This window comes from Pseudomonas sp. BP01 (assembly GCF_022760795.1).
GTDB classification, from domain to species: domain Bacteria; phylum Pseudomonadota; class Gammaproteobacteria; order Pseudomonadales; family Pseudomonadaceae; genus Aquipseudomonas; species Aquipseudomonas putida_Q.
Genome location: NZ_JAFBKA010000002.1, coordinates 81566 through 99277 on the forward strand (window position 1 = coordinate 81566; position 17712 = coordinate 99277).

The window sequence follows — 17712 nt, forward strand, 5'->3', positions numbered from 1 at the left end:
GCGGATGTCAGAGGCTCAGGCGCAATGCCAGGGCCGAAAGGGTGATCAACAGCACCGGTAGCGTCAGCAGGATGCCGACCTTGAAGTAGTAACCCCAAGTGATGCGCATGCCTTTGCGCTCCAGCACATGCAGCCAGAGCAGGGTGGCGAGGCTGCCGATGGGTGTGATTTTCGGGCCGAGGTCGCAGCCGATGACGTTGGCGTAGATCATCGCCTCGCGCACCAGCCCTTGCGCCTCGCTGGCCTGGATCGACAAGGCGCCGACCAGCACGCTGGGCATGTTGTTCATGACCGAGGACAGCAATGCAGCGATCAACCCGGTGCCGATGGCGGCAGCCCACAGCCCTTGCTGCGCAAGTCGGTTGAGCAAGTGGGTGAGCATATCGGTGAGGCCGGCGTTCTTCAGCCCGTAGACCACCAGGTACATCCCAAGAGAAAAGATCACCACCTGCCAAGGCGCTTCGCGCAGCACACGACGGGTGGAGATGCGGTGCCCGCGAGCGGCGACGGCAAAAAGGATTGCCGCACAAGTTGCAGCGACCGCACTGATCGGGATACCCAGTGGTTCCAGGACGAACAGGCCTATCAGCAACACCAGCAGCACCCAGCCACCGACATTGAAGGTAGCGCGGTCATGAATCGCCTCGCTTGGCGTCTTCAGGGCCGCGACCGTGTACTGCCTCGGGATATCACGACGGAAGAATACGAACAGCACCAGCAGGGTTGCAGCCACGCTGGCGAAATTCACCGGCACCATCACCGAGGCGTATTCGCTGAAGCCCAGCCTGAAGTAGTCGGCCGAAACAATGTTCACCAGGTTCGAGACTACCAGCGGCAGGCTCGCCGTGTCGGCGATGAAGCCAGCGGCCATGACGAAGGCCAGCGTTGCGGCGGGCGAGAACCTTAGCGCGAGCAGCATCGACATGACGATGGGTGTGAGGATCAGCGCCGCACCATCGTTGGCGAACAGCGCCGACACGGCAGCACCGAGCAGGACGCAGAAGGCGAACAGGCGGTAGCCGCTACCGCCTGCCCAGCGGGCCACATGCAGCGCGGCCCACTCGAAGAAACCGGCCTCGTCCAGCAGCAGGCTGATGATGATGATGGCGATGAAGGTGGCGGTGGCATTCCAGACAATGGCCCACACGGTCGGGATGTCGTGCAGCGAGACGGCACCCGCCGCCAGGGCAATGAGGGCACCCAGCGCGGCACTCCAGCCAACGCCAAGCCCCTTCGGTTGCCAGATGACCAGGATGAGAGTGAAAACAAAGACTGCAATGGCGACCAGCATGAAGATCTCGCTCGATGTTGATCAGCAGCAGGCAGCGTCACGGACGGGGCGGCCGTCCATGTTCTTCAGCCGAATAGAGTTGTCGGCCAACCATTGCGAGTTTGCCTGCAAGGTCACCTGCAACATTTCATGCACCCAGGCTGGCAGCTCGGGGTTTAGACGGTAATACACCCATTGCCCCTGGCGGCGATCCAACAGCATGCCATTGCTGCGCAGCTGTGCGAGGTGACGGCTGATCTTGGGTTGGCTGTCGTTCAGCGCGCACATCAGTTCGCAGACACATAGCTCACCGAGACTGGCGATCAGCAGGGTGGCGCGAGCACGGGTCTCGTCGGACAGGCTTTTGAATACATCAGGCGGTGTAATCATGACTGCACCAATACATATGGAAATCCGAATATACGAATTTCCATATGTTTAGTGCAAGGACATTTGGACTGAGCGTCCGCTTTCGACCCAAAGCAGACATCTGTAACCGGGGCCGCTTCGCGGCCCATCGCCGGCAAGCCCGGCTCCCACAGGTGCAGGCCTGAAGGCTGGTGACACGTCTGCGAAAGCCGGAGGCCTGCTCAGTACTTCCAGGTCACCGACGCCGGCAGGTTGCGCGGGGCGCCGTAACTGGCAGCCGTGGACCAGGCATGCCAGTCATGCATCCATTGTCGCGTCTATTTCAGAAGCTGTACCGGGCAGTGACAGTGAAGTTACGCGGATCACCATAGACGTCGTACGGGCTCCAGGTGTTGTTGCTGGCGATTCCCTGGTAGTACTTCTTGTCAAACACGTTGTTCACGTTCAACCGCGTGTCGAGCTTCTCGCTCACCTTGTAGCCCACCATCAACCCGTATACCGCGTAAGCACCCTGGTCGATGTGATAATTGCCGAACGCATTGGAGCCTTTGTTGAAGATGCTGCTCTGGGCATAGACGTTGCCGCCGACACGCCATTTGTGCAACTCGCCCGGCAAGGTGTAGGTGGTGCTGAGCTTGAACAGGTGCTCGGGCAGGTCGGTGTCGAACTTGGTGCCCTCCTTGGTTTTGTCGGCGTCCTTGCGGTATTGGGTCTGCGAGTAGGTGTAGCCAGCGCCCACCTGCCAGTTCGGGGTCAACGCCCCCATCAACTCCAGGTCGATACCCTGGGTACGCACCTTGCCGGAGGCTTCGTAGCAGGTGAAGTTGGTACAACCGGCCTGGTCGGAAGTTTCCGCCGCGCGATTTTCCTGATCAATCTGGAAGACGGCCACGCTGGCATTGAGCGCGCCGTCGAAGTACTCACCCTTGATACCGATTTCGTAGTTCTTGCCTTCGATCGGGCGGATGATCGAGGCATCCCGGGCCAGTTCCGACTGGGGCATGAAGATATCGGTGTAGCTTGCGTAGACCGAGTGATGGTCATCGAGGTCGTAGATCACGCCGGCGTAACGGGTGACGTTACGGGTCACCTTGTAGTCGGCATTGGTGTAGTAGCCGTCATTGATCTCACTGTACACCGACTGGTTGTCATACCAGTCCAGACGCGCGCCAACGATCAGCTTGAGCGGGTCGGCCAAGTTGATCCGGGTGGTGGCATAGACCCCTTCCTGCTCGACGTGCTCGCTGAGGGTGTAGATGTCGGCCACAGAAGGTTTGCTCACACCACTTGGGTTGACGCTGAACAGATCGTCGACCGGCAGGAACACGGTACCGCCGTGGGCGCTGGTCTTGACTTCACGCTTGCTGGCACCGACCACCAGCTCATGCTGGCGCTCGAACAACTTGAACGGGCCACTGGCGTACACATCGTAGGTGGACTGGTCATAGTCACGCCGCTGGTTGAACACCCGCTGGCGGAGAACTTCTGCAGCCGGCGTGCCGGTGCGCTCGAACACCGCCCCTTGCATGGCAAAGTCGGACCAGCTCTTGGAAGCGGCCAGGTGCAGGCGCCAGTCGTTGCCAAAGCGGTGGTCGAGCTCGGCGAAAGCCGTGGTGTTGTCGATGTCCTGATAGCTCCAGTCGTAACCAACGTTGGTGGAGCGGGAGTAACCGACATGGCTGCCATCACGGTTGACCGGCAGGCCACCCCAGTTGATATTGTTATTGTCGTTCTGGTTGGAGGCACCCAGGGTCAGGGTGGTGCTGTCGGTCAGGTCGAACTCGGTGATGCCATAGAACAGGCCACGCTCGCGACCGGCGTAGTCCTGGTAGCTGTCCTTGTCGTGGTAGGCGCCCACGAAGCGCCCGCGCACGCTGGCGCTGTCATTGAGCGGGCCACTGAGGTCCAGCTCGCCGCGGTAGTTGTCCCAACTGCCCGCGGAACCTGTGATGCTGCCCTGGAACTGCTGGGTGGGCCGTTTGCGCACCATGTTGATCGCCGCCGACGGGTTGCCTGCGCCCTGCATCAGGCCCGTGGCACCGCGCACGATTTCGACCCTGTCATACGGGGCCATGTCGGCTGCGGCGACCCAGTCGGCGTTGTAGGTGGTCGGCAAGCCATCGAACATCAGGTTGGTGACGGGAAAACCACGCGAGAAATACTCGCTGTTGGCTGGGCGTGCTGCCGACATCCGCAGGCCGGGGGTGGCCTGCACCACGTCATCGAGGCTGCGCATGGCCTGGTCGTCCATCCGTTGGCGGGTGATGACCGTTACCGACTGCGGCGTTTCGCGTATGGACAAAGGCAGCTTGGTGGCGCTCTGCATGGCGCTGGTGGTGTAGGAACCAGTGCCTTCGGTGGTGCTGCCCAGAGCCTGCCCGGTGATGCTGGTGGCCCCCAGCACCACCGCGCCATCGCCACCGTCAACCAGCAAATAGATGCCATTGGCCTGGCCCACTGCCTGCATGTTGCTACCAGCAAGCAGCGTGGCAAAACCGCCTGCGACGCTGTAGCTGCCCCTGAGCCCAGCGGAGCGGCGGCCCTCGGTACTGGCACCGTCGAACGACAGTGTAACCCCCGCGGCGCTGGCGAATTGACCTAAGGTTTCGGTCAGCGAACCCGGCGCAATATCGTAGCTGCGGGTTTGCTCCTGGGCCGCCGATGCGGCAACGGCATTGCCCCCTGCCATGTACATTGCGCCCAAGGCCAGGTGTACGGCCAATGCCAATGCTGGCTGCGACTGTCGCGTGTTGCTCATGTTTCCCTCCCCAGTAACATTCGATTGAACATGTGGGAGGAAAAGCCGAACGAGCTGCCAGCAAAGTGCAAGGTGGAGAACATTTTTTTCCGCGTGCGGCGGTCAGCTGCCTGGCAACACGGTCACCCAGTAACGCGTGCGCCGATGCACCTTGAGCGGAAATGCACTTTCCAGCGCGGTCAGCGCCAGGTCGGTGTCGGCGATCGGGAACGCGCCGGAGACCTTCATGCGCGCTACGCCAGGGTCGCAGCTCAACAAGCCGGGCCGGTAGCGCGACAAATCCGCCAACAGTTCAACCAGCGGGGTGTCGATGGCCACGACGCTGCCTTGCGCCCAGGCAGCGACGCTGGCGTCATTGGCACGCAGCGGGCCGATGCCTTGGGCGTTGAACGTTGCCCGCTGGCCGGCTACCAGGCGCATTTCGTAAAACCTGGCGACGGAAACCTCGACAGCTTTCTCCAGCACGGCCACTTCGCTGCGGTGGTCGTCGACACTGACTTGAAACTGCGTACCCAGGGCGAGCACACGGCCATCGCGGGTGTCGACCATGAACGGCCGGGCAGCGTGATCGCGTGCAGTGGTGATCAGCACCTGGCCGCGCCGCAACAGCAAACGCCGTTGCTGGCCATCGAAAAACGCGTCCACCGCCGTGTCGGTGTCCATCAGCATCCGGCTGCCATCGGCGAGTTGCACCGTGCGCTGCTCACCGACACCCGTACGGTAGTCGGCGGCCCAGGCCTGCCGGGTTTCGCTGCGCCAGCCGACACCACCGAGCACGCCACCACCCAACAGCACGGCCAGCCCATACAATACCTGGCGGCGGGCCTGCCCTGCGCCGAGCAAGGTCGAAGCGGCAAGGCGCCCAGGCAAGCCGGCAAAGCGGTCGCTGACCGCCAGCATCCTCTGCCACGCCTCACGGTGCAGCGGGTCGCTGTCGTACCAGCCCTGCCAGCGCGCTTGCTCCGCTGTGCTGGCCGACTGGGTGGACAACTGCGCATACCAGCGTGCCGCCTCGCGAACGGCCTGGCGCTGGGCCGCGCTTGGCGCGCTGCTCACTGGTCATGCTCCCACTGCATCAGGCAGACATGCTCCATGGCCTTGGCCATATGGTTGTTTACCGTGCGCAACGAGATGCCCAGGCGCTGGGCGATCTGCGCATAGGGCAGGCCCTCGAGTTGCGCCAGCACGAACACCTCGCGCACTTTGGCGCCGAGGCCGGTGAGCATGCGGTCGAGCTCGACCAGGGTTTCGAACATCATCACCTGGGCTTCGGAGCTGGGCACGTGGGTCTCAGGCAAAGCGGCCAGTGCTTCGAGGTAAGCCTGCTCCAACGAGCGACGGCGATACAGGTCGATCATCAAACCTTTGGCCACCTTCGACAGGTAGTGCCGGGGGGCGCGGATCTCATCGGCGGTACGCGCCTTGAGTACCTTGAGGAACGTATCCTGCACCAGGTCCGCGGCATCGCAGTGGTTGCCCATACGCTTGCGCAACCAGCCGAGCAGCCAAGGGCTGTGTTCGACGTAGAGCGTGCCGACGGAGGCAGAAACAGACGAGTCGGCCGACATGGAGGCTATCTCAAATAGGAATTGCTCTTATTATTGTTTGTGAGCGTGAGGACTGGCAATACCTGTGGCTGCGGGTCGGTGTTCGCGGGTGAACCCGCTCCCACGAAGTGGACTGCCCCCAAGAAGTAGCAGACGGGGCGCTGAAGCGTATGGCGACGGGCGCTTCCTTGCAGATGAGGGCGCGTCATTCAACCTGTCAGCTGACCAGGGCGGTGCAGTTGACCGCATCGCCCATTGCCGTAGAATCGCGCGCCCCAAATTCAACAAGCATGGCGAGAGGGAGCTTCAATGCAACGGGTGATGATCATTGGTCAGCCGGGCTCTGGGAAAAGTACCCTGGCGCGCAAGCTGGGCGAGCGCACAGGCTTGCCGGTCGTGCATATCGACACGATTCATTGGCAGCCAGGCTGGGTCGAGCGGAGCCGGGACGAGAAGACGCGTCTATGCCACGAGGTCGAGGCTCGTGAGCGCTGGATCTTCGAAGGCGGCCATTCGGCTACCTGGCGCAACCGCCTGGCCCGCGCTGACATGGTGATATGGATCGATCGCTCGGCGCCGCTTCGATTCTGGCGCGTGCTCCTCAGAACGATGCTGAACCGCGGTCGGTCCCGGCCAGACTTGCCGGATGACTGCCCGGAACTGCTGGCCAACCTGCCGGAGTTTTTCAGGTTCATGTGGCGGACAAAAACCTCGTCTCGCAAGGCGATGAAGCGATTCGTGGCGACGGTGCCGTCGGGGTGTCGCGTGGTCTGCCTGCGGTCCAATCGGGAGACCGAGATTTTTCTCGCAAGCATGGGCACGCAGCCTGATGGGGTTGTGCAAGGTCGTTAGATGGCGGCGGGCGCCTGCCGCAATGGCGGATCAACTTGCAGCCGAGCCTGAAATGGGGGTGCTGATCGAGGTGACCGCTTTCGACCCATAGCTGCCCTTGGCGGAGGGCAGCTAACGGCCAAAAGCGGTCAGTGACAATATTCGCAAAGTCTACCGCTCAGCTTCCCGAAGACCGATCTCGACTATTCGTTAGGTACAGCACCATCGCTGCGCGAGCCGCATCTTTGACTGCTGCTCCGCGCAGTGCTGCAATGGGGTCACGTTATCCGTATAGGAGGTTGCTCCATGCGAGTGAATCTCCAAACACTCCCGACGCGATACCTTCAGCCTCAACCAAGGTGATATTCGCGCCTTTATCAGCCAGGTGTTACGCCAGCGAAGCGCCCACGATGCCGGCACTAATGACAACGACTCGTTTGTCCAGAGCATTTCCCATATCAACCTTCACTCTGTAGACCTGAAGGCGGTTTCAGTGTCTGCCTCTGGTCGATTTCTGCTTGTCGTAAGGGGTAGCAGTTGTCGTCCAGAAAGCAGATGTAAATTTGTCTGAAGTGGCGAAATAGCTGCCAAAATCATCGTGTTAAAACGTCGCCTGAAATGGCAGCAAGATAAGCGCGTGAGTGTTGTTGGCACTGGAGGGTAGCGAAAAATCGTTCAGCTACTACGGTAAGCGTCATCAACGACTATAGTCATTGGTGAGCCAGAGCGAATCTGACCATTCCCCTGCCAACCTGGCCTAATCCAATTCCGCGATTACACGGCGGATCTTCTTGTGTTCCTTGATGCGGAACGTGAACGTTTCGCTGCCGAAATCACTCAGGCTCAGGCTGAGATCGAGGCAGCGTTGTCTTTTTTTGAACCCCTTGATGGTGGATGGAGTTATCCCGCCGGGCACGTCGCATCCCACTGAGCACGTCCCAACCACCCATCTATCAAGGTTCAAGCTATGAATACTTTAGAGTTCGATGATGCACAAAAAACCAATGGCGACCTGGTTCAGGGGCCGCTGCCGGCCGGCACTGTCGCGCCCGACTTCACTCTTCACGCAACCCCTGATCAACAGTTGTCGCTGCGTGAGCTAAAGGGAAATCCCGTGATATTGGCGTTTTATCCCGCTGACTGGACTTCGGTGTGTGGTGACCAACTGACTTTGTACAACCAGTTGCTACCCACATTCAGAGAATACGGTGCGGCGCTACTGGGTATCTCGGTTGACAGCGCCTGGTGTCATCAGGCCTTTGCCAAAGATCGGAATTTTCACTTCAGCCTGCTGGCCGATTTCGAGCCCAAAGGGGCTGTGGCACGACAGTATGGAGCGTACGAGTCCCAGCTCGGGGTTTGTAAGCGTGCGCTGTTCGTGATTGACAAGGACGGGGTGGTTGCCTGGAGCTACGTCTCCCCGATGGCAATCAACCCTGGTGCGGACGGTATTCTGGATGCGCTGGATGCTTTGGCGAATTCGCCACAAAGCACGCCAACCACAAATTAACAGGTGATTAGATGGCCACTCTCAAAGTCCCGGTAAGTGCCAACGACCATCGCCAGGGAAGTGCGCATGCCAAGGTCACCTTGGTCGAATTTGGCGACTATGAATGTCCCTATTGCGGTGAAGCTTATTGGATGGTCAAGAATCTGCAACAGCATTTTCGCGATGACTTGCTGTTTGTGTTCCGTAACTTCCCTCTGACCACCGCTCACCCCCATGCATTGGGTGCAGCGGTCACCGCTGAGTATGCCGGGAGTCGAGGATTCTTCTGGGAGGCCCACGACGAATTGTACGAAAATCAGGATCGATTGGGCCTGCCGCTGTATCGCGCCATCGTTCTCAAACACGGCCTTTCCAGGGAGGAATTCGATCTTGCAATGCAAGAGGATACTTACATTCCCAAAATACAAGCCGATTTCAATGGCGGTGTACGCAGCGGCGTGAATGGCACCCCAGCGTTTTACATTGACGGGCTTCGCTATGACGGAGTTCCAGAGTTCATCGGGGTGAGTCAGATGATTGAGCTTTTGTTAGTGCGTGGACGAAATCGCTAGAGAGCCAAATCGGCTTGGCATCACCCACATCGGAGCCGAGGAAAAACCAACGTTAGCTTCCTTTTACATTAAAGAGGTGGGCACGGAGCCGGCAACTAATGAAATCTTTGAAGTATTATGAAGAAAATCGACACGCCACATGGTTGGAGTTGTTTTTTGACCTGACTTTCGTTGTTACGATAGGCCAAGTTACGCACACTCTCGGACATGTTCATGATGGGCGCTTTGAACATAAGCAATTATGGACATTCTTACTGCTTTTTGTGCCGTTGTGGTGGATCTGGTCCAGTCACACGATTTACTCCAACAGGTTCGATACAGACAGCAATCTTCACCGTTTGGCAACATTATTCATAATGCTCCTGCTCATTGTGCTATCGGCACGGATCGGGGAAGACTTGGAAGTGAACTACCCGCTCATTATTGCCTGCTATTTTGGTATACGTGCAATCATCAGTGTTATGTATATTTCATCCATTAGTAAACTCGATTCTCGCGGCGAACTTTCCTCAAGGCTTGGCTTCGCCCTATTAGTTAGCGCAGTTATTAGCCTTTCATCCGTTATTTTTGACCCGCCCTTGCGTTACCTTGTTGCTTATATTGGGATTGTTCTTGATATTCTGTTTCCTGTATTTTTCTGGACTAAACTAAAACCGTTGCCAGCACACACAGAGCACTTGGTTGAGCGCATAGGCCTAGTCACCCTAATCTTATTGGGGGAGTCAATTATTAGCCTTTCCGGAGGCTTATCTAACATTCAATGGGGTTATGATAATGTGATGGCGGCCATCACCGGATTTATCATGATTTGCAGTATCTGGTGGATCTATTTTGATAGTTTTTACTTGCTGAACAAACATCAAAGCAGTATGAGTGGGCACGCCTTAATCTACTCGCACCTTTTTCTTTTTATGGGGCTGGCACTTCTGGCAAATTTGATTAGGCATGCGATCCTGAACGACATTGCGATACGCGATTTCCAGATTATGTCGATCACCGGCATGGCCTTATTTTTCCTAGGTAAGCAATATGGCTATTTCATAGCCGTGAGTAGAATAAGAAAATACATCCTACAAAACACGTTGATAGTGTTTTCTTTGGGCGGGTTAGTCGTGTTTTTACCCCGCGTCGAGTACATATTGGTCGGCCTGACAGCAACCATGATCTCTTATGTTTTTCTAAATTTCAGATATCGTTGAATCATCATTATCAGACCAGAGGGTGGGACCAAGTGAGCAAGTGGCTGACTTGCGGTTACATGCTGCCCACTACGTCGTTCTCACTGCTCGTGCGCTACTCGCCGCTACCCTTGGTCTATTTGGGTTTGTAATCCTGGTATCGTCGACCATAGTTAAGAGTCTCGGATGCCCCTCTTAGCTATCGCGATCTGATAGCGCCAGCCGCATCGTAACAACAGGAGCCACATCATGGTCAAAGTAGCGTTGTTCGTTCGCCTAGAAGCAAAACCCGGGAAAGAAAAGGATGTAGAGAGCTTTCTTTTGGGTGGCCTTCCGTTAGTGGAGGAGGAGCCAGCCACTACAGCCTGGTTTGGAATCCGCTTGGGGCCGTCCACCTTTGGCATCTTTGACGCATTCCCGGATGAAGCGGGCCGGCAGGCTCATCTTTCGGGCAAGGTCGCGGCGGCGCTTATGGCACACGCTGCCGAGCTATTTGCCGAACCGCCATCAATCGAGAAGGTTGACGTCCTTGCTGCCAAGCTACCCGGCTAAGCAAACCCAATAGGAAGCTCCAGTCAGTACTGGGAGGCCCACGATGTATTTTGTGAAAATGAGGATAGCCTGGGCCTGCTGCTGTTCCGGGCGGTGGATCAATCAAAACACTTGTATTGAAGATAAATGTCATGGCTAAAGTGCCGTGTCCAGGATTCATGCCATGCTTGCGCGCTCGGTATAAGTGAAAGGATACGCGCGCAAATCGTTTCCAGGGACGGCGTGGAAGCCGCACAGAATCTGCAAGGCAACGTGCTCATCACGGGTTTAGGCTGGGTAGGGTAGATTGTTTGCCGGGCACCGGTCGCTCCGCTCATGGCGCGAAGATCTCCATCATTGATATAGAACCGGAGGTCATCCGCGCCGTGACACCTTATGGTTTCGTCAAGTGAGCATTCGTCGGCGTAGCAGTGACCGATGTTCAATGAGCTGCCTGACGCGGCTGCACTCCGAACTGCGCAACGATGTGCGTACCCAATTCCTCAATAACTTCCACCGCAGGGCGCTTGCCGTATTTGAGATTGAGAATTACGTGGTCCACGCCGATTTCCTCAAGCGACTCCAGCAAAAAACGTAGATGGTAACGTCCAAGTCTGAACCCCAAATGGATACGTGTGGGTGGCGTTGACGGATTCTCATCGAGATCGATGTACAGCGACTGAGTAAAGGGCTTATACACAGAACCACATTGTTTCGTGACCTCCAGTCGCCAATCTTCCACGATCAGCCGCTGCATGTTCGGAATGCGTGGATAGTTGATCCATCCGTTGCTCTCACGCGCGATCCAATCCAGTGACTGGCGACTGTTGCCGGTCACGAGCATTGGAATGAATTGGGTGGTCGGTTTCGGAATCAGGTCTGCGCCTTGCATTTCACCAGTGCTCCAGTGGATGGGCTCAAAACTGGTGCTGTGGGCGCGGCGAATCACTTCGTAGTGTTCTCGAAAGATCTCTCCACGCCTTTCGGGATCGACGCCAAACGCCGAAAACTCCACTGGCCGATCTCCCGAAGCAACCCCCAGAATCAAGCGACCAGTACTCAACTGATCTACGCTGGCTGACGCCTTGGCCGTGTGCAGGGGATGGTGCAGCGGGATGGCGATGGAGGCGGTGCCAAGTGCAATCTCCGAGGTATGGGCGGCCATATAACCCAGGTAAACCCAGGGGTCGAAGACTTGGCCGACATCGCCGAAGCCTGGGTCGCGAAGCGGCACGTCGCGAAACCAGAGCGCGCAGAAGCCCAGCGCCTCGGCTTGTTTAGCCAGTGTGACCTGGTTGAGCATGCTCGGAGTGTCCCCGTCGAACGCCTCCATGGGAAAGAATAATCCAAGGCTCAAATGCCCCTGAGTGAAGGTTCGGCTGAACCCTCGATGCTGCTGGTAAGGAATCGTGCTCGGCCGATACATACGGATTGACCTCATGGCAGAACGTGAACAGCGCCCCCGTTTCCAGAGGTGCTGCGGCATCGGTCGCTTTTGAACGGCAGGTGGGGGGACTGGGTCTGGCTTTTACCCGTTGCGCCGTACTGCTGGTCGTGTGGACCGGACTCAGGGGGCAGTTGCTGGCGATAGGCGCGGGTTGGTCCGGGTGGGTGTTAAGCGGACGGTCAAAGGAAGTCAGATCTCTCGGCTCTATACCACCAGATGGGCAAGGCGTTCGAGGAATCATTCTATAAGCGTAGGCGGTTTTGCAGCTCTCCGCTATATTCTTACAATCGAGCCGCTGGCGGGCGAAAGTCGCGTATCGAAGGCAGTTATCGGTCGTTTCCTGCCATTCCAGAACGGCCGCTATTGGCCGGTAGCTGCCTTTCGCGAAGGGCAGCTATGGGTCGTTAGCGGCCAGGGGTGACCGACCCAGAGCTGCCGTTGGTGGATGGCACGCCAAATTGTCATTTCTCGCATCCCTGCCAACCCCGCGGGCACCTGAATCGACCAACGCCTTCCACATAAATGGAGCTGCCATTCAGCCACCTAGATCGATCGTAACCGCATGCCCATGTTGACGCCCGCGTCCCCTGCGCGGGTTCATTGTCAAACGCAGGGGCGTACGCTTTAATGCCCAATTGCCATTCACACAATCGGCGCCTTGATGCTTTATCCGTATGACCTTTCACATGACATCAGCACGATTGCCAAGATCGAGGCCGTCCCGCTTATTCTCAATATGGTGAAGCATGTTACCGGCATGCGCTTTGCGGCAATTGCGCGTGTCACCGAGACGAAATGGGTGGCTTGCGCCGTCGATGATTCTATTGATTTTGGGCTCATACCTGGCGGCGAGTTGGTGCTGGAAACGACGATTTGCCACGAAATTCGGCAGCACCGCAAACCCGTTATTTTCAAGAATGCCAGTGAGCATCCGGTGTACTCAACCCACCACACCCCTAAGACATACGGCTTGGAAAGCTATGTCTCCATTCCGATCACCAGGACAAACGGAGATTTTTTCGGAACGCTCTGTGCCATTGATCAGGTGCCAGCACATTTTGATGAAGATGCAGTGTGCAACACACTAACGCTTTTCGCCCAGTTAATAGCTGTTCAACTCGACGTCTTGGCGGACCTTGAGGCCAAAACGATTGAACTGGCCAATGCGGCTGAGACCGGCATTGTCCGGGAGCAGTTCATTGCCGTACTGGGGCATGACCTCCGTTCGCCACTGAGCGCTATCAGAATGAGCGCTGATCTGCTGGAGGCCAAGCTGCCCGCTGGTCGCGAGCAGCAGCTTGCCATTGCAATACGACAAAGCTCGCAGCGGATGAATAACTTGATTGAAGATGTCCTGGATTTTTCTCGAGGAAAGTTGGGGGGAGGCATTCCGGTCAAACGGACTTTGGTGGACAATCTGGGTGACATTTTTATTGCTGTCATCAATGAAATCATGACGAGTCACCCCCACGTCAAAATCCGTCAAGAGGTGATCATTTCACCTGGGGTCTTCTGTGATGCTGGGAGAATGGGGCAATTGCTTTCAAACCTATTGGGCAATGCCGTTGCTCATGGGGCGCGTGATCTCCCGATAGAGGTGATCGCAAGCATGCAAGAAAATCATGTAGTTCTGTCAGTGATGAACCATGGCCCAGAAATCCCCGACGTTTTGTTACCGCTACTGTTCCAGCCCTTCAAACGGTCAGCAGGTGGTGGTCGCGGGGAGGGGCTGGGGCTAGGTTTGTATATTGCATCTCAGATCGTAACGGGTCACAACGGGACGCTGTCAGTAACCTCTACGCCCGAGGACGGCACGCGCTTCGTCGCGAGGTTCCCTGGCACCTTGGAGTGGGCGAAAGAGCACTAGATGTGGGTCTCAGTTGATAGGTGGCTTCGCCGAACGCTTGGTTCTATGCGCGACAGCGCAGCCATGAGGTAAAGGGCTGCTGTGGCCTGCCGAAGAACATTCGAGCGCCGCCAGCAGGCCAGCATGCACACTGGCTTTGCGCTGCGCTCGATGAACCGCCACCCGGTGCCTAGTTCGCGGGCAAGAGGATCACGAAGTTCTTTTTCATGTCTTCCAGTACGGTCCATTTGCCCTTGGCGCCCGGTTCGATAATGAACGTGTCGCCAGCGGCCAGTGTGATGGGGGCGCAACCCTCAAGCTCGATGACGCAGCATCCACTCAAGACATGGCAGAACTCCCAAACTTTGTAGTCGATGCGCCACGCTCCGGTGCTGGCTTCCCATTCTCCGGAAATGCGACCTTGCTGTTCATCGTGATAATACTTGGAGGTCAGCGTATGAGGAGTGCCTTCCACGACCTCTTCAAAAAAAGGAAGGTCGCGCACCGGTTGGATATCCAGTTCGCGGAAGACGGTCAGCTTCTTGTTCATGGTTTTTCCTCGAGCACGTTGTGGGTAGGGCGATACATCAAATAGGCTTCACCGGTTACGCTCAGCATCGGATGCGGAACGATCTGGCAGGTTTTAACAATTTGAAAACCGTGACGTTCGTAGAAGCGTCGTGCACCGTGGTTTTCTGCATAATCAATCAGGCATAGCCCATCCAGGCCAGAGTCCTCAGCGCGTTGCTGAGCGTGGCGAAGAAACTGGACGCCCAGCCCTTGGCTGCGCCAGGCTTCATCCAGGGCCAGGCTGGATATGTATAAGGTGTCGGGTATTTCCATGTCGGAATACGGCGCGAGGACCGGGTCTGTCTCGACAGGCCTGTCAGGGGTCTCGCGCAAGGCATAGCTATGCATCATGCCGATGACGCGCCCTTCGAAAATGGCCATCAGGCAGTTCTTGTAGGAAAAGTCGCCCTGTTCCCTGGCATAGCGAGACGTGCCGACACTCAGCAATGCTTCTCCCGGTGTTGCAAGCTTGCTCCATATGTAATCGGCCATGCCCTCCGACGTCAGTTTAAAGAAGCGCGCAATATCTTGCGCATCCGAGGCTTGAGCGGGTCTGAAGTCGATAAGCATGTACAGTGCTCCCAAGGGATCGGGTACCTGGTTTTCAAGGATTACGCCATAGGCAGGCTGGCAGGTTAGGCGGATTCAACGGTTTCCATCATGCTCTGGGCGAACACCTTCAGCACGGCATGCGACGCTGCCCATGCTCAAAGGCAGATAGCCGTCTGAGGGCTCAGGCCTGGGGAGTGGTCGTGCAGTTCTAGCGGATGATTGCTTCGGCGCGTTTCAATGAGCATCATCAGACTTCGACAAGGAGACGTCTCTATGCCTAAACCCGTGCTACATCTGATCTCAGGGAAGATTGCATCCGGCAAGTCAACGCTGGCCAAAAGCTTGGCAGCTGAAGAATCAGCGATTCTGCTGAGCGAGGATCATTGGCTCTCACGGCTGTACCCTGATCAGATCAAATCGATCAGCGATTATGTGCGCCTTGCACATCAGATTCGGGAGGTGGTTGGCCCGCTTGTCATCGATATGCTAGGGGCTGGAGCGACTGTGGTTTTGGATTTTCCTGCGAATACACCTCAAGATCGACAATGGCTGCGCAGCTTGGCTGATGCAGCCGAGGCTGCACACTGCGTCCACTACCTTGAAGTGGACGATGATACTTGTCGTGGCAGGTTGCATCTTCGCAACCACCGTGGCGAACATGAATTTGCGGCGAGCGATGCGGAGTTCGATCTGATCACAAGCTACTTTCGCGCGCCACGTGAGGAGGAAGGACTTCAGGTTGAAATCCATCGACAATGAGCGGTCCATCGCCGGCAAACGCGGCTCCCACAAGTCCAGCACTCGCCTGAAGGCTGGTGATATTGCTGTGGGAGCTGGCTTGCCGGCGATGAGGCCAGCACAGACGATCGAACCTTGAATGGGTGTCCATCAGGTATGACCGTCACATGACGGCCCCATGTTGCAAGATCTCTATCTGATTGATTACTAATGATGATCTGAGGTCTTAGCTCAGCTTCCTTGAAATGGCCCTTGCGCTGGCCATCGCCTTCGATCATACGGCCTAGCGGGTGGTCGACGTATTCCAGCACGCACACCGAGCGGCAGTTCGAGCACGTCTCATGCATTGCGCCAGCTAATAACGTTATGGCCGGCATCTGAATCTTGTATTACATCTCCCCGCGCATGGCTGTTTAGCATCGTCGATGTCTTCCTGTCGACGAGAACAACAACGTGAACCTTGGAACGATCATTACCCGAAGTGCCCGCTACTGGCCGGACCACATTGCCGTGGCGGACAGCCAGACACGTGTCACCTACGCCCAGCTGGAGCGCCGCAGCAACCGCCTGGCCTCAGGGCTGGGCTCGCTGGGCGTGGCCGTCGGCGAGCATGTGGCGATCCTCGCCGCCAACCGCGTGGAGCTGGTGGAAGCGGAAGTGGCGCTGTACAAGGCGGCGATGGTCAAGGTGCCGATCAATGCGCGGCTGTCACTGGATGAAGTGGTGCGGGTGCTGGAAGACTCCTGCAGCGTTGCACTGATCACCGACGCCAGCTTTGCCCAGGCGCTGGCGACGCGGCGTGCGGAGTTGCCGCTGCTGCGCCAGTTGATCGTGCTGGAGGGCGAAGGCGGTGACCTGGGTTATGCCGCGTTGCTTGAGCGCGGCAGCGAAGCAGCGCTGGGCCTGGACCCGGCCGACGATGCGCTGGCCGTGCTGCACTACACCTCCGGCAGCTCAGGCGTGCTCAAGGCCGCCATGTTGTCGTTCGGCAACCGCAAGGCGCTGGTGCGCAAGAGCATCGCCAGCCCCACACGGCGCTCCGGGCCAGGCGACGTCATGGCTCACGTGGGGCCCATCACCCATGCCAGCGGCATGCAGATCATGCCGCTTCTGGCGGTGGGCGCCTGCAACTTGCTGCTCGATCGTTACGACGACCGCCTGTTGCTGGAGACCATCCAGCGCGAACGGGTGACGCGGCTGTTCCTGGTGCCGGCGATGATCAACCGGCTGGTCAATTACCCTGGCGTGGAGCGCTTCGACCTGTCCAGCCTGAAGCTGGTCATGTACGGTGCCGCGCCCATGGCGCCAGCCTTGGTGAAGAAGGCCATCGAACTGTTCGGGCCGATTCTGGTGCAAGGGTACGGCGCTGGTGAAACCTGCTCGCTGGTCACGGTGCTGACCGAGCAGGACCACCTGGTGGAAGACGGCGACTATCAACGCCTGGCCTCCTGCGGGCGGTGCTACTTCGAGACCGACCTGCGGGTGGTCAACGAGGCGTTCGAGGATGTCGCCCCCGGCGAAGTCGGCGAGATCGTGGTCAAGGGCCCGGACGTGATGCAGGGCTATTGGCGCGCCCCGGCGCTCACCGCCGAAGTCATGCGTGACGGCTACTACCTCACCGGCGACCTGGCAAAGGTGGATGCGCAGGGTTACGTGTTCATCGTCGATCGCAAGAAGGAAATGATCATTTCCGGCGGGTTCAACGTATACCCCAGCGAAGTGGAGCAAGTCATCTACAGCTTCCCCGAAGTGTTCGAAGCAGCAGTGGTCGGCGTGCCCGATGCGCAGTGGGGCGAAGCGGTACGCGCGGTGGTGGTGCTCAAGCCCGGGGCGCAGCTGGAGGCCGCCGAGCTGATCGAGCGTTGCGGGCGTGCGCTGGCCGGGTTCAAGAAGCCGCGCGGCGTGGACTTTGTCAGCGAACTGCCGAAAAACCCCAACGGCAAGGTGGTGCGCCGCCTCGTCCGGGACACCTACTGGCAACACAGCGAACGTCGTATCTGACCAGGGAGCATCA

General features: G+C 57.8%; 16 protein-coding genes and 3 pseudogenes. 9 read left to right on the forward strand and 10 right to left on the reverse strand.

What is annotated here, in order from left to right; genetic code table 11:
* Positions 1 to 7: 7 nt before the first annotated feature.
* From JOY50_RS02495 to JOY50_RS02515, 5 genes are all read right to left on the reverse strand, one after another.
* On the reverse strand, positions 8 to 1291 hold the full coding sequence (locus JOY50_RS02495) for an arsenic transporter (protein WP_243054701.1): 1284 nt from the start codon (positions 1289 to 1291) through the stop codon (positions 8 to 10).
* Positions 1292 to 1312: 21 nt separating this feature from the next.
* Positions 1313 to 1660, reverse strand: coding sequence for a metalloregulator ArsR/SmtB family transcription factor (locus JOY50_RS02500; protein WP_132839994.1), 348 nt, complete (start codon positions 1658 to 1660; stop codon positions 1313 to 1315).
* Positions 1661 to 1961: 301 nt separating this feature from the next.
* Positions 1962 to 4397: a TonB-dependent receptor gene (locus JOY50_RS02505; RefSeq protein WP_243054702.1), complete on the reverse strand. Its 2436-nt coding sequence runs from the start codon at positions 4395 to 4397 to the stop codon at positions 1962 to 1964.
* Between the two features lie 102 nt (positions 4398 to 4499).
* Entirely contained in the window at positions 4500 to 5453 is a 954-nt protein-coding gene (locus JOY50_RS02510) for a FecR domain-containing protein (protein WP_243054703.1), read from the reverse strand.
* Positions 5450 to 5965, reverse strand: a complete 516-nt coding sequence (locus tag JOY50_RS02515; RefSeq protein ID WP_243054704.1) for a sigma-70 family RNA polymerase sigma factor — start codon at positions 5963 to 5965, stop codon at positions 5450 to 5452. The genes JOY50_RS02510 and JOY50_RS02515 overlap by 4 nt, the downstream gene beginning before the upstream one ends.
* Positions 5966 to 6253: 288 nt before the next feature.
* On the opposite strand from JOY50_RS02515, the gene JOY50_RS02520 reads away from it, so the two are divergent.
* On the forward strand, positions 6254 to 6796 hold the full coding sequence (locus tag JOY50_RS02520) for an AAA family ATPase (protein WP_243054705.1): 543 nt from the start codon (positions 6254 to 6256) through the stop codon (positions 6794 to 6796).
* Between the two features lie 265 nt (positions 6797 to 7061).
* Here the strand turns inward: JOY50_RS02520 and JOY50_RS02525 are convergent.
* Positions 7062 to 7232: pseudogene (locus JOY50_RS02525) on the reverse strand (FAD-dependent oxidoreductase); the annotation flags it as partial.
* Positions 7233 to 7742: 510 nt separating this feature from the next.
* Between JOY50_RS02525 and JOY50_RS02530 the strand changes: the two are divergent.
* From JOY50_RS02530 to JOY50_RS02550, 5 genes and pseudogenes are all read left to right on the forward strand, one after another.
* Positions 7743 to 8285, forward strand: coding sequence for a redoxin domain-containing protein (locus JOY50_RS02530; RefSeq protein ID WP_243054706.1), 543 nt, complete (start codon positions 7743 to 7745; stop codon positions 8283 to 8285).
* An 11-nt stretch (positions 8286 to 8296) separates the two neighbouring features.
* On the forward strand, positions 8297 to 8836 hold the full coding sequence (locus JOY50_RS02535) for a thioredoxin domain-containing protein (RefSeq protein WP_243054707.1): 540 nt from the start codon (positions 8297 to 8299) through the stop codon (positions 8834 to 8836).
* 98 nt (positions 8837 to 8934) lie between these two features.
* On the forward strand, positions 8935 to 10035 hold the full coding sequence (locus JOY50_RS02540) for a low temperature requirement protein A (RefSeq protein WP_243054708.1): 1101 nt from the start codon (positions 8935 to 8937) through the stop codon (positions 10033 to 10035).
* A gap of 228 nt (positions 10036 to 10263) precedes the next feature.
* Entirely contained in the window at positions 10264 to 10566 is a 303-nt protein-coding gene (locus JOY50_RS02545; protein ID WP_243054709.1) for a putative quinol monooxygenase, read from the forward strand.
* A 195-nt stretch (positions 10567 to 10761) separates the two neighbouring features.
* Positions 10762 to 10949: pseudogene (locus JOY50_RS02550) on the forward strand (potassium transporter); the annotation flags it as partial.
* A 38-nt stretch (positions 10950 to 10987) separates the two neighbouring features.
* Here the strand turns inward: JOY50_RS02550 and JOY50_RS02555 are convergent.
* The gene (locus tag JOY50_RS02555; RefSeq protein ID WP_012051933.1) at positions 10988 to 11971 is read right to left on the reverse strand and encodes an LLM class oxidoreductase; all 984 of its coding nucleotides are present in this window, start codon (positions 11969 to 11971) and stop codon (positions 10988 to 10990) included.
* Between the two features lie 682 nt (positions 11972 to 12653).
* Between JOY50_RS02555 and JOY50_RS02560 the strand changes: the two genes are divergently transcribed.
* Positions 12654 to 13859: a GAF domain-containing sensor histidine kinase gene (locus tag JOY50_RS02560; RefSeq protein WP_243054710.1), complete on the forward strand. Its 1206-nt coding sequence runs from the start codon at positions 12654 to 12656 to the stop codon at positions 13857 to 13859.
* A 169-nt stretch (positions 13860 to 14028) separates the two neighbouring features.
* On the opposite strand, the gene JOY50_RS02565 is transcribed toward JOY50_RS02560, so the two are convergent.
* Together JOY50_RS02565 and JOY50_RS02570 are read right to left on the reverse strand one after the other, a co-directional pair.
* Positions 14029 to 14388, reverse strand: coding sequence for a cupin domain-containing protein (locus tag JOY50_RS02565; protein WP_019472176.1), 360 nt, complete (start codon positions 14386 to 14388; stop codon positions 14029 to 14031).
* The gene (locus tag JOY50_RS02570; RefSeq protein ID WP_243054711.1) at positions 14385 to 14978 is read right to left on the reverse strand and encodes a GNAT family N-acetyltransferase; all 594 of its coding nucleotides are present in this window, start codon (positions 14976 to 14978) and stop codon (positions 14385 to 14387) included. Before JOY50_RS02570 ends, JOY50_RS02565 begins: the two co-directional genes overlap by 4 nt.
* A 255-nt stretch (positions 14979 to 15233) precedes the next feature.
* Here JOY50_RS02570 and JOY50_RS02575 point away from each other — a divergent pair, with 255 nt between their 5' ends.
* The gene (locus tag JOY50_RS02575; RefSeq protein ID WP_243054712.1) at positions 15234 to 15719 is read left to right on the forward strand and encodes an ATP-binding protein; all 486 of its coding nucleotides are present in this window, start codon (positions 15234 to 15236) and stop codon (positions 15717 to 15719) included.
* A 161-nt stretch (positions 15720 to 15880) separates the two neighbouring features.
* Here the strand turns inward: JOY50_RS02575 and JOY50_RS29075 are convergent.
* Positions 15881 to 16018: pseudogene (locus tag JOY50_RS29075) on the reverse strand (OsmC family peroxiredoxin); the annotation flags it as partial.
* A 133-nt stretch (positions 16019 to 16151) separates the two neighbouring features.
* Here JOY50_RS29075 and JOY50_RS02580 point away from each other — a divergent pair.
* Entirely contained in the window at positions 16152 to 17699 is a 1548-nt protein-coding gene (locus tag JOY50_RS02580; RefSeq protein ID WP_243054713.1) for an AMP-binding protein, read from the forward strand.
* Positions 17700 to 17712: the final 13 nt, after the last annotated feature.

Coding starts and splice junctions, on each gene's coding strand:
- JOY50_RS02515 (WP_243054704.1), bottom strand. CDS start 5,965: ATGTCGGCCGACTCGTCTGTTTCTGCCTCCGTCGGCACGCTCTACGTC.
- JOY50_RS02545 (WP_243054709.1), top strand. CDS start 10,264: ATGGTCAAAGTAGCGTTGTTCGTTCGCCTAGAAGCAAAACCCGGGAAA.
- JOY50_RS02570 (WP_243054711.1), bottom strand. CDS start 14,978: ATGCTTATCGACTTCAGACCCGCTCAAGCCTCGGATGCGCAAGATATT.
- JOY50_RS02565 (WP_019472176.1), bottom strand. CDS start 14,388: ATGAACAAGAAGCTGACCGTCTTCCGCGAACTGGATATCCAACCGGTG.
- JOY50_RS02535 (WP_243054707.1), top strand. CDS start 8,297: ATGGCCACTCTCAAAGTCCCGGTAAGTGCCAACGACCATCGCCAGGGA.
- JOY50_RS02505 (WP_243054702.1), bottom strand. CDS start 4,397: ATGAGCAACACGCGACAGTCGCAGCCAGCATTGGCATTGGCCGTACAC.
- JOY50_RS02500 (WP_132839994.1), bottom strand. CDS start 1,660: ATGATTACACCGCCTGATGTATTCAAAAGCCTGTCCGACGAGACCCGT.
- JOY50_RS02575 (WP_243054712.1), top strand. CDS start 15,234: ATGCCTAAACCCGTGCTACATCTGATCTCAGGGAAGATTGCATCCGGC.
- JOY50_RS02560 (WP_243054710.1), top strand. CDS start 12,654: ATGCTTTATCCGTATGACCTTTCACATGACATCAGCACGATTGCCAAG.
- JOY50_RS02495 (WP_243054701.1), bottom strand. CDS start 1,291: ATGCTGGTCGCCATTGCAGTCTTTGTTTTCACTCTCATCCTGGTCATC.
- JOY50_RS02520 (WP_243054705.1), top strand. CDS start 6,254: ATGCAACGGGTGATGATCATTGGTCAGCCGGGCTCTGGGAAAAGTACC.
- JOY50_RS02540 (WP_243054708.1), top strand. CDS start 8,935: ATGAAATCTTTGAAGTATTATGAAGAAAATCGACACGCCACATGGTTG.
- JOY50_RS02530 (WP_243054706.1), top strand. CDS start 7,743: ATGAATACTTTAGAGTTCGATGATGCACAAAAAACCAATGGCGACCTG.
- JOY50_RS02555 (WP_012051933.1), bottom strand. CDS start 11,971: ATGTATCGGCCGAGCACGATTCCTTACCAGCAGCATCGAGGGTTCAGC.